Below are 12,342 nucleotides of genomic sequence, written 5' to 3' on the forward strand. Positions count from 1 at the left end.
TCGTCCTGGCAAGGCGCACGGACCAAAGCGCCCGGCATACCTGCCCTGTCAGGGCGCTGCAAGTCAGGACGCTGCAATACGCTGGCGCCGTGCCTCGTACAGGCAAACGCCTGACGCTACCGAGACATTCAGACTTTCCACCGCCCCATGCATGGGAATACTGACAAGGATATCGCAGTTTTCGCGGGTCAGGCGACGCATGCCCTCGCCTTCGGAGCCCATTACCAAAGCAACCGGACCGGAGAAGTCCCCTTCATACAAATCCTTTTCCGCATCATCGGTCGTGCCGATCAGCCAGATATCGCGCTCCTTGAGCTCTCTCATCGTACGGGCAAGGTTGGTCACCGTGATATACGGTACCGTGTCGGCTGCACCGCTGGCCACCTTGGCGGCAGTCGCGTTCAGGCCCACAGCGCGATCCTTGGGAGCGATTACGGCATGCGCGCCGGCACCATCGGCAACCCGCAGGCAGGCACCGAGATTGTGCGGATCGGTAACGCCGTCCAGAATCAGCAACAGCGGCGGTCCTTCAATGCCATCGAGCAGTTCATCAAGATTGCGTGCCAGGGACAGTTCGCCGGCTTTTGCTACAACGCCCTGATGGCGACGTGTACCCACCATGCCGTCGAGACGCTGATCGTCAGCATGGATGATCCTGACCTTGGCGCCTTCGGCAGCTTTCAGCAGTTCCTGCATGCGCCGGTCGTGACGACTCGCATCAACATAGATTTCTTCAACCGAAGATGCATCATGGCGCAGTCGTGCGGTTACGGCATGGAAACCGAAAATCATTTTACTTTTCATTGCTATCTTTTCTTCTTTCCGGTTTTTGCGCTGGTCTTGGATGTGCGCGAAGACTTGCTTGCCGTGCCGCCCGAACGTGCGCCCTTGGCTTTAGCCGGTGCTGCGGCTTTGCTTTTCTTTGCAGCGGGTTTGGCCTTGGCCTGGTTTTTCTTTTCGCGCGATTGCTGCTCCGCGTCGGCGCGACGCGCCTCGTTCTTGAGTGTCGTACGAATATCCGTTTGGGTAACGAGCCGCAGATCGATCTTGCGCGCGTCGAGGTCAACCCGGCTTACCTGCACTGTGACGCGGTCGGTCAGCTGATAACGGATACCAGTGCGCTCGCCACGTAATTCGTGACGCACTTCGTCGTACTGGAAATAGTCTGCACCGAGTTCGGTCACATGCACCAAGCCTTCGATAAACAGCGCGTCGAGCTGAACGAAGATCCCAAAGGGCGCCACACCCGAAATTGTGCCTGTGAATTCCTCACCCAGCTTGTCGCGTACAAAGTAGCACTTCAGCCAGGCTTCGACGTCACGTGAAGCTTCGTCGGCGCGACGTTCATTGGCGGAACAATGGATACCGAGCGATTCCCAAACGGCAAGATCGCCCTCTTTTTTGGCCTTGCCATTGGCTCTGTCCTCTGCCGCCATGCGGCGCGCCGCGGGCGACAGCATGGTGTTCAGTTCGCTGGTCTCGACACCCTTGGGCTCATACCGTTTGCCTTGCAGGATAGCCTTGATGGCACGATGCGTCAGCAGGTCCGGATAACGGCGGATCGGACTGGTGAAATGTGCATAGGCCTCATAGGCCAGACCGAAGTGCCCCAGGTTGTCGGGGCTGTAAACCGCTTGCTGCATTGAGCGCAGCAGCATTGTCTGCAGCAATACTGCATCGGGACGCAGTTTGATCTTCGGGATCAGTTCTGCATAGTCAGAGGCGGCCGGCGTATCGCCGCCGCCAAGATGCAGGCCCATCTGCTTGAGAAAGGTACGTACCTGAGTGAGCTTTTCCTTGGTTGGCCCCGCATGCACCCGGTACAGGCCGGGATGCTTGTGACGTGCCAGCAGGTCGGCCGCGCAAACGTTTGCAGCCAGCATGCATTCTTCGATCAGGCGGTGCGCATCGTTGCGCGTGCGCGGCAGAATCTTTTCAATTTTGCCGGCAGCATTACAGACGATGTAGGTCTCGGTCGTCTCGAAATCGATTGCGCCGCGCGCTTGCCGTGCTTGCAGCAGAGCATGAAAGACTTCATTGAGGTGCAGCAAATGCGGCACCAGAATCTGGCGCTTTGCTGCTTCCGGCCCTTTGGTATTGGTCAGTATCGCAGCGACCTCGGTATAGGTCAGACGCGCGGCTGAGTGGATGACGGCTGGATAGAACTGATACGCCTTGATATCGCCCTTGGCAGTAATAACCGCGTCACAGACAAGCGTGAGACGGTCAACTGCCGGATTCAGGGAGCACAAGCCATTCGACAGTTTTTCCGGCAGCATCGGAATTACGCGACGGGGAAAATACACCGACGTACTGCGTTCCAGCGCATCCTTGTCAAGCGCGTCATTCGGCTTTACATAGTGGCTGACGTCAGCGATTGCCACGATCAGTCGATAGCCACTGCTGCGGCCGATTTTAACAGGCTCGCAATAGACGGCGTCGTCAAAATCGCGGGCATCCTCACCGTCGATGGTCACGAGTGGCACATCGCGCAAGTCCACGCGATCGGCAAGATCCGCATCGCGCACTTCGCCCGGCAGCTTGGCCGCCATCTTCTTCGCGGCGTCGGAAAATTCATGCGGCACACCATATTTGCGTACGGCGATTTCGATTTCCATGCCGGGGTCGTCGATATCACCCAGCACTTCGACGATCTTGCCGACAGGCTGCGTGTACCGTGAGGGCTGCTCCATCAGTTCTACGCTGACCACCTGTCCGGCCTTCGCTTGTCCTGGTGCGCCGTGCAGCAGGATATCCTGACCAATGCGTTTGTCTTCGGGCGCCACCACCCAGACACCGTTCTCATTGAGCAGGCGTCCTATGACGTAGCGGTTTGCGCGCTCGATGACTTCAACAATGGTGCCTTCCGGACGCCCGCGGCGATCAGTGCCCACGATACGAATTTGTACGCGGTCACCATGCAGCACTTTCTGCATCTCCTTCTCGGGAAGGAAGATGTCCGCGCTGCCGTCTTCCGGTGCGAGAAAGCCGTAACCTTCGCGATGGCCGATGACGCGACCCTCGATAAAATTCGGTTGATGAGCAAGCTGATAATGGCCGTTGCGCCCGGGTTTGATCTGACCGTCGCGTTCCATGGCATTGAGGCGCCGCGTCAGGCCGTCCATTTCATCGGGTTTGACGTTCAGTGCCGTAGCGAGGGATTGCACATCCTGCGGACCAGCCGCGGTGCGCAATATGCCGAGGATTTCCTCCCGGCTGGGAATTGTGTAAGTAAATTGGCTCAACTGGGTGTTTCAGTTCATTGTTAATTTATTTAGGGGTTAGTGTAACGGACTACCGTTGTATTTACCTAACGCCGCGCTTGTGTTCCTGCTTTTCTGTCTTTTCACATGGAATTGACACGATCTGTTTTTCCGCTATAATGTTGGTCTTTCGCAGCCCAGATGGCGGAATTGGTAGACGCACTAGGTTCAGGTCCTAGCGGTGGCAACACTGTGGAGGTTCGAGTCCTCTTCTGGGCACCAGGTTGTTAGAAAAGGTCCGCTTCGGCGGACCTTTTCTTTTGCCCAAACGCTTTTTATCTACCGACCGCTTTATGGCGCGGTCTTCACCGACTCCCATCATTACTCCATTTCCGTAGCAAGTCATTGCTCTACCCACCGTTGGCAAGACATGTTCGTTCAGGCATTACAAATCATCAGCGCCGTTCGCAGCCAAATCGGGCCGCACGTCTGCCTCGTGCGGCGTAGTGGGACGGCCCTAAGGCGAATACTTACAATGCAAAAAGCCCGTTGACGAATCCAACGGGCTTTTTGCATTCCATGCCATTCTGATTCACCGGACTGTTATTCAACAGTTTTTTGAGTATGAAACAGTTGGCAAGTTCAGGCCATGATCCACTTCAGGAAGGCTCGCCTTTTTTGAGCCATGCTGAAAGCTGATGCGGCCTTAGGCTGTCATACTCCTCAAAAGGCTGATGAATCCAGGGATTGTTCGACAAGTACTGCAAATAATAATCCGGACGTACCGCGGAACAAGCCTTGCACCAGATGACGGCTGACTTCACTTCGGTGATTCCAGGGAAGTTTTCCTTCAAATGCGTTTGCACCTTTTCCAGCGTGACGCCCGAATCGACGAGATCATCGATGAGCAACACTTTGCCGGAAAGGCTGCCACGTGTCATGGTGATGTGCTTTGCAATATCAAGTGAGCCTTGCACCGTCCCGACTTCTTCCCGGTAAGAACTGGTCGACAGAATCGCTAGGGGCACATCGAAGATACGCGAAAACACATCGCCAGGGCGCAGACCGCCACGAGCGAGACATAACACCTGATCGAACTGCCAGTTGGACTCGTGAACCATGCGCGCAAGGTCCACGATCGCGTGGTTGTATTCGTCCCAGGAAACCCAAAGATCCTTATCGTTCGACATGACGATTTCGCTTTCTGTAGTTTTTATTTAGTTCATGCAATCATGCAAACGGATGGCGCAAAACGATAGTTTCTTCACGATCCGGTCCGGTCGACACCATGTCGATCGGAACGCCAACCAACTCCTCGATGCGCTTGACATAAGCACGTGCATTTGCCGGCAGCGCCGCCAGAGATTTGGCGCCAACGGTGGACTCGCTCCAGCCCGGCATTTCTTCGTAGATCGGTTCGCACCGTGACGCATCTTCGGCACCAACTGGAAAGATATCAACTTCCCTGCCGTCAAGCTTGTAGCCCGTACACAGCTTGAGCGACTCAAGGCCGTCGAGTACATCCAGTTTGGTCAGGCACATACCGGAAACACCATTGATCTGCACCGAGCGGCGCAGCAAGGCGGCATCAAACCAGCCGCAACGGCGGGCACGGCCAGTGACGGTACCGAACTCGTGGCCAACGCTGGCGAGGTGCTTGCCGATTCCCTGGTCGGTCGGCAATTCCGACGGAAATGGCCCGGAGCCGACACGCGTGGTGTACGCTTTGGTGATGCCAAGGATGTAATGCAGCATGTTGGGGCCAACGCCGGAACCCGCTGCCGCATTGCCTGCGACGCAGTTGCTCGATGTAACGAATGGATAAGTGCCATGGTCGACGTCGAGCAGGCTGCCCTGAGCGCCTTCGAATAGCAGGTGACCACCCGCCTTATACGCCGCATACAACGCGCTGGAGACATCGGTCACCATTGGCGCGAGGCGTGGCACGGTCGCCAGCGCGTCGTCAAGCGTCTTCTGGAAATCGACGGGTTCCGCCTTCAGATACTGCGTAAGAACGAAGTTATGATAATCAAGGTTTTCCTTGAGCTTCTCGGCGAAACGCCCTTCGTTAAGCAGATCGGCAACGCGGATTGCGCGACGGGCGACCTTGTCTTCGTAGGCCGGCCCAATACCCTTACCGGTAGTACCAATCTTTGCCGCGCCGCGCGCCATTTCACGTGCCGCATCGAGAGCGGTGTGATACGGCAGAATGATGGGGCAAGCTTCCGACACTTTGAGGCGCGAGACGACTTCAACACCGCTTGCCTGCAACTTGTCGATTTCACGAAGCAGATCAGGTACCGACAGGACAACACCATTGCCGATATAGCAGGCGACGCCCGGGCGCATGATGCCGGAGGGAATCAGCTGCAGTGCGGTTTTCTGACCACCAATCACCAGGGTATGCCCGGCGTTATGTCCGCCTTGAAAGCGCACAACACCTTGTGCGTGATCGGTCAGCCAGTCAACGATCTTCCCTTTACCTTCATCGCCCCATTGGGTGCCGATGACAACGACATTCTTTGCCATGCTTTTAACCTAGTGTTTTAAGAATCCAGTTTCCGTTTTCAAAAACGACCGCACGGTTGCAGTCGAATTCGTCCTGCTCGTTTTCGTGGCCAGGCAAGGTCTGGATGACGACCTCGCCGGCCTGACGCAATTCTTCAATTTTTTGGCGCAACGCCGGCTCCGTACCCCAGGGCGCACGAATCGCCTGCTTGCGTTCCGCTCCAGGCATCAGGCGTGCAAGTTCACGCAAGTCCATGGAAAAACCCGTGGCCGGGCGTGCCCGCCCGAATGCTTCCCCTACGTGATCATAGCGGCCACCTCGCGCCACTGCGTTCGGCAAACCAGGCACATAGGCCGCAAACATGGCTCCGCTATGGTAGTGGTAGCCACGCAGGTCTGCCAGGTCCACCGTCACGCTAGCATCGCCTGCCTGTTTGACCAGGAGTGCGAGCTCGTCCAGGGCACGTGTAATACCCGCCAGTTTAGGTAGCACTTCGCGAGCGCGCTCAATCACGGTAGCGTCGCCGTACAATCCTGGCAATGCAAGCAATGCTTCGCGGGTCTGGACACTGAAGTCACGCGACAAGGTCATCAGCCCCGGAACATCCTTGGATTCCAGCAGCGCAAATAGTGCCGCGTCCTGATTTCTCGCACTGTCGTCGTCCGCAATAATTGCACGCAGGACACCAACGTGGCAGAGATCGAGGCGAACTTGCGATATACCCGCCAGCGCCAGTGACGCCAGGACGAGCTCCTGGATTTCCGCATCGGCTTCAAGGCCGGCGTGTCCATAGATTTCCGCACCGATCTGTAATGGTTCACGTGTCGCATGCAGGCCGGAGGGGCGCGTATGAAGTACGCTTCCGGCATAACAGAGGCGCGTCACCGAACGTCGGTTCAGCAAATGCGCATCGATACGGGCGACCTGCGTTGTCATGTCAGCCCGCACCCCCATCGTGCGACCGGAAAGCTGGTCGACGAGCTTGAAAATACGCAGATCCATATCCTGACCAGTACCGGTCAACAGGGATTCGAGGTATTCCAGCATCGGCGGCATCACCAGCTCATAACCGTAGGAACGGAAATTATCAAGGAGCTTACGGCGCAAGTCTTCGATCTTGCGTGCTTCAGACGGTAGTACGTCAGCAATATTTTCTGGAAGTAGCCAGTTCGGCATGACAGGAAAGGAACAGCGGTAAGGTAAATTCGGATTGCTTCAGCACTGCAAGCATGTACTCATAAAAAACATGCCTGTCCAATTGACAGGCGAAGCTGCATTCGACGGTTTGGACTCTGTCCAGTAATGATCAAGGGAATGACACCTTTCTTCGAGGCATCATTCCCGTTGGGAGAAACAAAGTGTAGCGCGGATCAGCTTTTATTTCTTGGCTGGCGCCGCTGTCGCTCCTGGACCTGTGTTTTTGAAGTACTTGAAAAATTCGGAATTCGGATCAAGCACCATGATGTCGCTGCGATTTTTAAAGCTCGACCGATAGGCCTCAAGACTGCGATAAAACTTAAAAAACTCAGGATTCTGGCCAAACGCCTGTCCATAGATTTGCGTTGCCTTGGCGTCACCATCGCCTCTGATCCCTTCAGCCTCACGGTAGGCTTCGGCAAGAATCACTGTGCGCTGGCGGTCTGCATCAGCCCGGATTTTTTCAGACTCGGCTGCACCAGTCGAACGTAATTCATTGGCGACGCGGACACGTTCAGCTTTCATTCGGTCGTATACCGAGTTGTTGATCTGCTCAACGTAATCGACGCGCTTGAGCCGCACGTCGACAATCGCGACCCCGATCTGCTTGGCTTCTGCAGCGACCTTTTCCTGAATCGCAGCCATTACCTTGCCACGTTCGCCGGAAATGACTTCACGCACGGTGCGTTTGGTGATTTCCTCGTTCAGTGCAGCCTTGACGATTTGTGACATGCGATCCTGAGCACGGCGCTCATCGCCGGTAAAACTGACGAAGTAAAGACGCGGCTCGATAATGCGCCATTTTATGTAGGCATCGACCAAAATGTTTTTCTTTTCAGCCGTGATAAAACGATCGGCCTCGGGCGTATCCAGAGTCAAAATACGCTTATCAAGGAACAGGACATTCTGGAATGGCGGTGGCAGTTTGAAGTGCAGGCCAGGCTCGTTGATCACTTTTTTGACTTCGCCAAGAGCGAAAACGATTGCATACTGGCGCTGGTCGACCACGAACAAAGTCGACATTAATACCGACAGCAGGATCAGCGCGGCAATTGTATAAGAGACGATGCGATTCATTATCGGGTCTCCCGTTCACGCGAATCACGCCCGTCACGGCTACGTGATTCTCTCTGCCTTTGTGTTTCCATTGATTGCAACGGCTCGGTTGCCGCCGAAGTTCCAGAAGACTGTTGTCCGACTGCCGGAGCGCCGGGCTTGGGGAGTCCGGCATCAGTCGCCGATTGCGAGATCAGCTTGTCCAGTGGCAGGTAAAGGAGATTGTTTCCAGTGCGGCTATCAACCATCACTTTGGTGGTGTTGGTAAAGATTTGCTGCATGGTCTCGATATAGAGGCGATCCCGGGTGACGGCTGGCGCCTTCTGGTATTCACCGAGCACCTGCCTGAAGCGTTCTGAATCACCTTGGGCATTTGCAACGACACGGGAGCGATATGCTTCCGCTTCCTGCAGCAGACGCGATGCCGCACCGCGTGCGCGCGGAATAACATCGTTCGCGTATGCCTGGCCTTCATTCTTTTGGCGCTCACGGTCCTGACCGGCCTTGACCGCGTCGTCAAATGCGGCCTGTACCTGCTCGGGAGGCTGCACGCCCTGCATGGTGACATTGGTGATCTGGACACCGGCATTATAGCGGTCGGTGATTTGCTGCATTACCTGGCTGACATCAAAGGCGACTTTTTCACGTCCTTCATAGAGGACGAAGTCCATCTTGCTGCGGCCCACGATTTCGCGAATCGCCGTCTCGGCAACGTGGCGCACCATCTCTTCCTGGTCGCGATTGTTGAATACCCAGTCCGCAGCACTCTTGAGTTTGTACTGAACCGCGAACTGAATATCAATAATGTTTTCATCATCCGTCAGCATCAGCGATTCTTTTGCCTGCTTGTTACGGACGCTGGAACGATATCCCACCTCAACCGTGCGCACCTGCGAGACGTTGACGATTTCATGACTTTGAATCGGCGTTGGCCAACGCCAGTTAAAGCCGGCAGGAGTCATGTGGCTATACTTGCCAAAGGTCATGACCACGGCGGTTTGACCTTCCTGAACGATGAAGAACCCGCTTACCAGCCAGAGAAACGCCACGATCGCCGCAATGAGACCAAAGCCTATGCCGGCGCCCTTCATATCAGGATTAAATCCACCATCACCGCGACCTCCTCCCCGATTACCAAAAAGACGATTGAGACGCTGGTTAAATTCCCGCCACAATTGGTCGAGGTCGGGCGGGCCGTCATTTGGCCGCTTGCCGTCCTGGTTTTGATTATTGTTTTGACCATTGTCCTGGGAACCACGTCCCCAGCGCGGGTCATTTAAAGAAAACTTGAGGCCGATTTTTTTAATTAGAGGAACAGGCATTCTCTCGCTATCCGGCTTATGTTAATAATTTGCAATGATCGAGGTGAAATTCAGTTTGCACGATTATCGCTTGCTTTACGCGATCTTACGCAAGGCGTAACTTCCCATTTCCGCCTTTTCGCTGTATGGACGTGCGCTTACCGTCTACCTGTCATGCGGTCCAGATACGTGAGAGCCACTTACATAGGAAAGTGGCCCCGCTTCGTCGCGCTGGTCCGGTACGGGAAGACGGTCAACTTGCGATACAGCGTTTTCTTTCGCAAACTCGGTTATTGCCTCTCGCAGAAGATCAAGGCCGGCCCCAGTCTGGGCGCTGATGAAAACACGGCGGATTTTATCATATTCATCACGCTCCAAAGCAGGTTCAAGTCCGGCAGCGTCAATCTTGTTCCAGACAAGTATCTGCGGAATATGATCGGCGCCAATTTCAGTGAGAACGTTGTTGACCTCTTCGATCTGCTCCATCCGTACTGGGCTAGCGGCATCAACCACATGCAGAAGCAAATCTGCATGAACAGTTTCCTCAAGCGTCGCGCGAAATGATGCAACCAGTTGGTGAGGCAGTTCGCGGATAAAACCAACTGTATCGGAGATGACCACGTTACCCGCTTCACCCAGATAAATACGGCGTGATGTGGTGTCGAGAGTCGCGAACAACTGGTTCGCTGCATAGGCCTGGGCCTTCGTCAGCGAGTTGAACAGCGTCGACTTGCCGGCATTGGTATATCCCACGAGTGATACTGAGAAAGTATTGTTGCGGCCGCGGGCACGTCGCTGGGTTTCACGTTGGCGGTGCAGTTTATCAAGACGGACGCGCAAGGCTTTCACACGGTCGCCCAGCAAGCGGCGGTCGGTTTCGAGCTGCGTTTCACCAGGCCCCCGCAAGCCAATACCACCCTTCTGTCGTTCAAGGTGAGTCCACCCACGAATCAGGCGCGTGGCCAAATGTTGCAACTGAGCGAGCTCGACCTGCACCTTGCCTTCATGACTTTGTGCACGCTGAGCAAAGATATCGAGAATGAGGCTGGTACGGTCGATAACGCGCACCTTGAGATGACGCTCCAGATTACGCTGCTGTGCCGGCGAGAGCGCGTGATTGAAAATCACAAGGTCCAGCTTTTCACGTGCAGCTGCATCGCTGATTTCATCAGCCTTGCCTGATCCGACGAATAGTGCGGCGTCAGGACTGGAGCGTTTTCCGGTGATTGTAACAACGGGTTCGGCTCCTGCTGATTTTGACAACAGCGAGAGCTCTTCCAGGCTTGCGGCAAAGTCACCCTTGCCGAAATCGACGCCGACTAATGCGGCGCGAATGAGGTGTGTGGACGAAGTAGCGATCTCTTATTCCGCGTCAGATTCAACGTTGATATTCACTGCACGCGCCGGTACCACAGTGGAAATGGCGTGTTTGTACACCATTTGCGTCACGGTATTGCGGAGCAGTACGACGTACTGGTCAAACGATTCGATATGACCTTGAAGCTTGATGCCATTTACGAGGTAGATAGAGACGGGGACGTGCTCTTTGCGTAAGGCGTTGAGGAAGGGGTCTTGTAACAGTTGCCCTTTATTGCTCATGACAGCTCCGTTGTGTTGTTGTGATATGGAGTTGGAGACAACCTGACGATTTTCAAGTGCCTCTCTGATAATGTTTCTACGACTGTAATCGATTTAGGCGCAGTTTGCCAAGTATGATCCAAGCGCAAATCTTACTTTTCATCCCTGGCAAAAGGATTTTTGCTTGAACGTAGCTCGATACGTAATGGAGTGCCTACCAATGAAAAAGTTTCGCGGAAGTGTTTCTCCAGATAACGCTTGTAACTGTCGTCAATCGCGTCCAGCGCATTACCGTGGATAACAACAATCGGCGGGTTCTGTCCACCCTGGTGCGCATAGCGAAGCTTCGGCCGAATCGATCCTTTGCGACGTGGTTGCTGGTGCTCGACCGCTTCGATCAACGCACGTGTGAGTCGTGGTGTAGACAGCTTGGCCATGGCGGCTGCGTAGGCTGAATCGATGGACTTCATGAGCGGGCCAATACCGCTGCCCTTCAATGCGGAAATGAAGTGGAATTTGGCGAAGAACAGAAAGCTGAGCTTGCGTTCCATGTCCATCTTGATTTCATCGCGTTTGTCGGAAGTCAGCCCATCCCATTTATTGACACCGACAACCAGTGCCCTGCCCGACTCGAGCACAAATCCGGCAATGTGGGCGTCCTGCTCGGAGATATCTTGCTGCGCGTCAAGTAAAAGCAGCACGACATTGGCTTCTGAGATGGACTGCAGGGTTTTGACAACGGAGAATTTCTCGATTGCCTCGAAAACCTTGCCGCGCCGCCGGATACCCGCAGTGTCGATCAGGGTGTACTGCTTCCCTTCGCGCTCGAACGGAATTTCGATGGAGTCGCGGGTGGTACCCGGCATATCGAAAGCAATGACGCGGTCTTCCCCGAGCAGGGTATTGACGAGCGTCGACTTGCCAACATTTGGCCGGCCCACGATCGCGATCTTGATGCCTCGCGCCGTCGGTGATTCCGCTTCCGATTCCGGTGGACGCTGTGCGAAAGCGATATCCAGTGATTCATTGACAAGGTCCACCACGCCGTCGCCGTGCGCAGCGGAAATGACATAGGGATCGCCAAGGCCAAGCTCATAGAAGTCAGCCGCGACCGAGGTGTATTTCATTCCCTCTGACTTGTTCACGACCAGCATGACGGACCTGCCGGACTTGCGCAGGAAGTCGGTGATGGTCTTGTCGTGCGGAGTCAAGCCCTGACGGCCATCCACGATGAAGACCACGACGTCGGCTTCGGCAACCGCCTGCTTCGTCTGTTTGGCCATTTCGTGCATGATGCCTTCCTTGGCCACCGGCTCGAAACCACCGGTGTCAATGACAAGGAATGGACGTTCGCCGACCCGACCTTCGCCGTAATGGCGATCGCGTGTCAATCCAGGGAGGTCCGCGACCAAGGCATCGCGCGACCGGGTCAGCCGGTTGAACAATGTGGATTTGCCGACGTTGGGTCGGCCTACTAATGCAATTACCGGCTTCATTG

10 protein-coding genes and 1 tRNA gene are annotated in these 12,342 nt (G+C 55.2%); 1 reads left to right on the forward strand and 10 read right to left on the reverse strand.

Annotated features, from left to right (window positions below):
• Positions 1-63: 63 nt before the first annotated feature.
• Positions 64-804: a 23S rRNA (guanosine(2251)-2'-O)-methyltransferase RlmB gene (gene rlmB / locus ASE07_RS14445; RefSeq protein WP_057291536.1), complete on the reverse strand. Its 741-nt coding sequence runs from the start codon at positions 802-804 to the stop codon at positions 64-66.
• 2 nt (positions 805-806) lie between these two features.
• Positions 807-3,245: a ribonuclease R gene (gene rnr / locus ASE07_RS14450; RefSeq protein ID WP_057291537.1), complete on the reverse strand. Its 2,439-nt coding sequence runs from the start codon at positions 3,243-3,245 to the stop codon at positions 807-809.
• A 153-nt stretch (positions 3,246-3,398) separates the two neighbouring features.
• On the opposite strand from rnr, the gene ASE07_RS14455 reads away from it, so the two are divergent.
• Positions 3,399-3,485: transfer RNA gene (locus ASE07_RS14455), tRNA-Leu, on the forward strand.
• A gap of 377 nt (positions 3,486-3,862) precedes the next feature.
• Here the strand turns inward: ASE07_RS14455 and ASE07_RS14460 are convergent.
• The 8 genes from ASE07_RS14460 to der form a co-directional block, all read right to left on the reverse strand.
• Complete coding sequence (locus ASE07_RS14460; protein ID WP_156396650.1) at positions 3,863-4,399, reverse strand: phosphoribosyltransferase; 537 nt, start codon at positions 4,397-4,399, stop codon at positions 3,863-3,865.
• A gap of 34 nt (positions 4,400-4,433) precedes the next feature.
• Entirely contained in the window at positions 4,434-5,732 is a 1,299-nt protein-coding gene (locus ASE07_RS14465; protein ID WP_057291539.1) for an adenylosuccinate synthase, read from the reverse strand.
• 4 nt (positions 5,733-5,736) lie between these two features.
• A complete protein-coding gene (locus ASE07_RS14470) occupies positions 5,737-6,888 on the reverse strand; it encodes an ATP phosphoribosyltransferase regulatory subunit (RefSeq protein ID WP_057291540.1) in 1,152 nt (383 codons plus the stop codon).
• Between the two features lie 201 nt (positions 6,889-7,089).
• A complete protein-coding gene (gene hflC, locus ASE07_RS14475; protein WP_057291541.1) occupies positions 7,090-7,986 on the reverse strand; it encodes a protease modulator HflC in 897 nt (298 codons plus the stop codon).
• Positions 7,986-9,287 (reverse strand): FtsH protease activity modulator HflK, encoded by a 1,302-nt coding sequence (hflK, locus tag ASE07_RS14480; protein ID WP_057291542.1) that lies wholly within the window; start codon positions 9,285-9,287, stop codon positions 7,986-7,988. The genes hflC and hflK overlap by 1 nt, the downstream gene beginning before the upstream one ends.
• Positions 9,288-9,431: 144 nt before the next feature.
• Positions 9,432-10,601: a GTPase HflX gene (gene hflX, locus ASE07_RS14485; RefSeq protein ID WP_082584157.1), complete on the reverse strand. Its 1,170-nt coding sequence runs from the start codon at positions 10,599-10,601 to the stop codon at positions 9,432-9,434.
• A gap of 27 nt (positions 10,602-10,628) precedes the next feature.
• Complete coding sequence (gene hfq, locus ASE07_RS14490) at positions 10,629-10,865, reverse strand: RNA chaperone Hfq (RefSeq protein ID WP_057291543.1); 237 nt, start codon at positions 10,863-10,865, stop codon at positions 10,629-10,631.
• Positions 10,866-10,996: 131 nt separating this feature from the next.
• Positions 10,997-12,340 (reverse strand): ribosome biogenesis GTPase Der, encoded by a 1,344-nt coding sequence (der, locus tag ASE07_RS14495; RefSeq protein ID WP_057291544.1) that lies wholly within the window; start codon positions 12,338-12,340, stop codon positions 10,997-10,999.
• Positions 12,341-12,342: the final 2 nt, after the last annotated feature.

Origin of the sequence: Noviherbaspirillum sp. Root189 (genome assembly GCF_001428545.1) — a bacterium.
Lineage (GTDB): Bacteria > Pseudomonadota > Gammaproteobacteria > Burkholderiales > Burkholderiaceae_D > Noviherbaspirillum.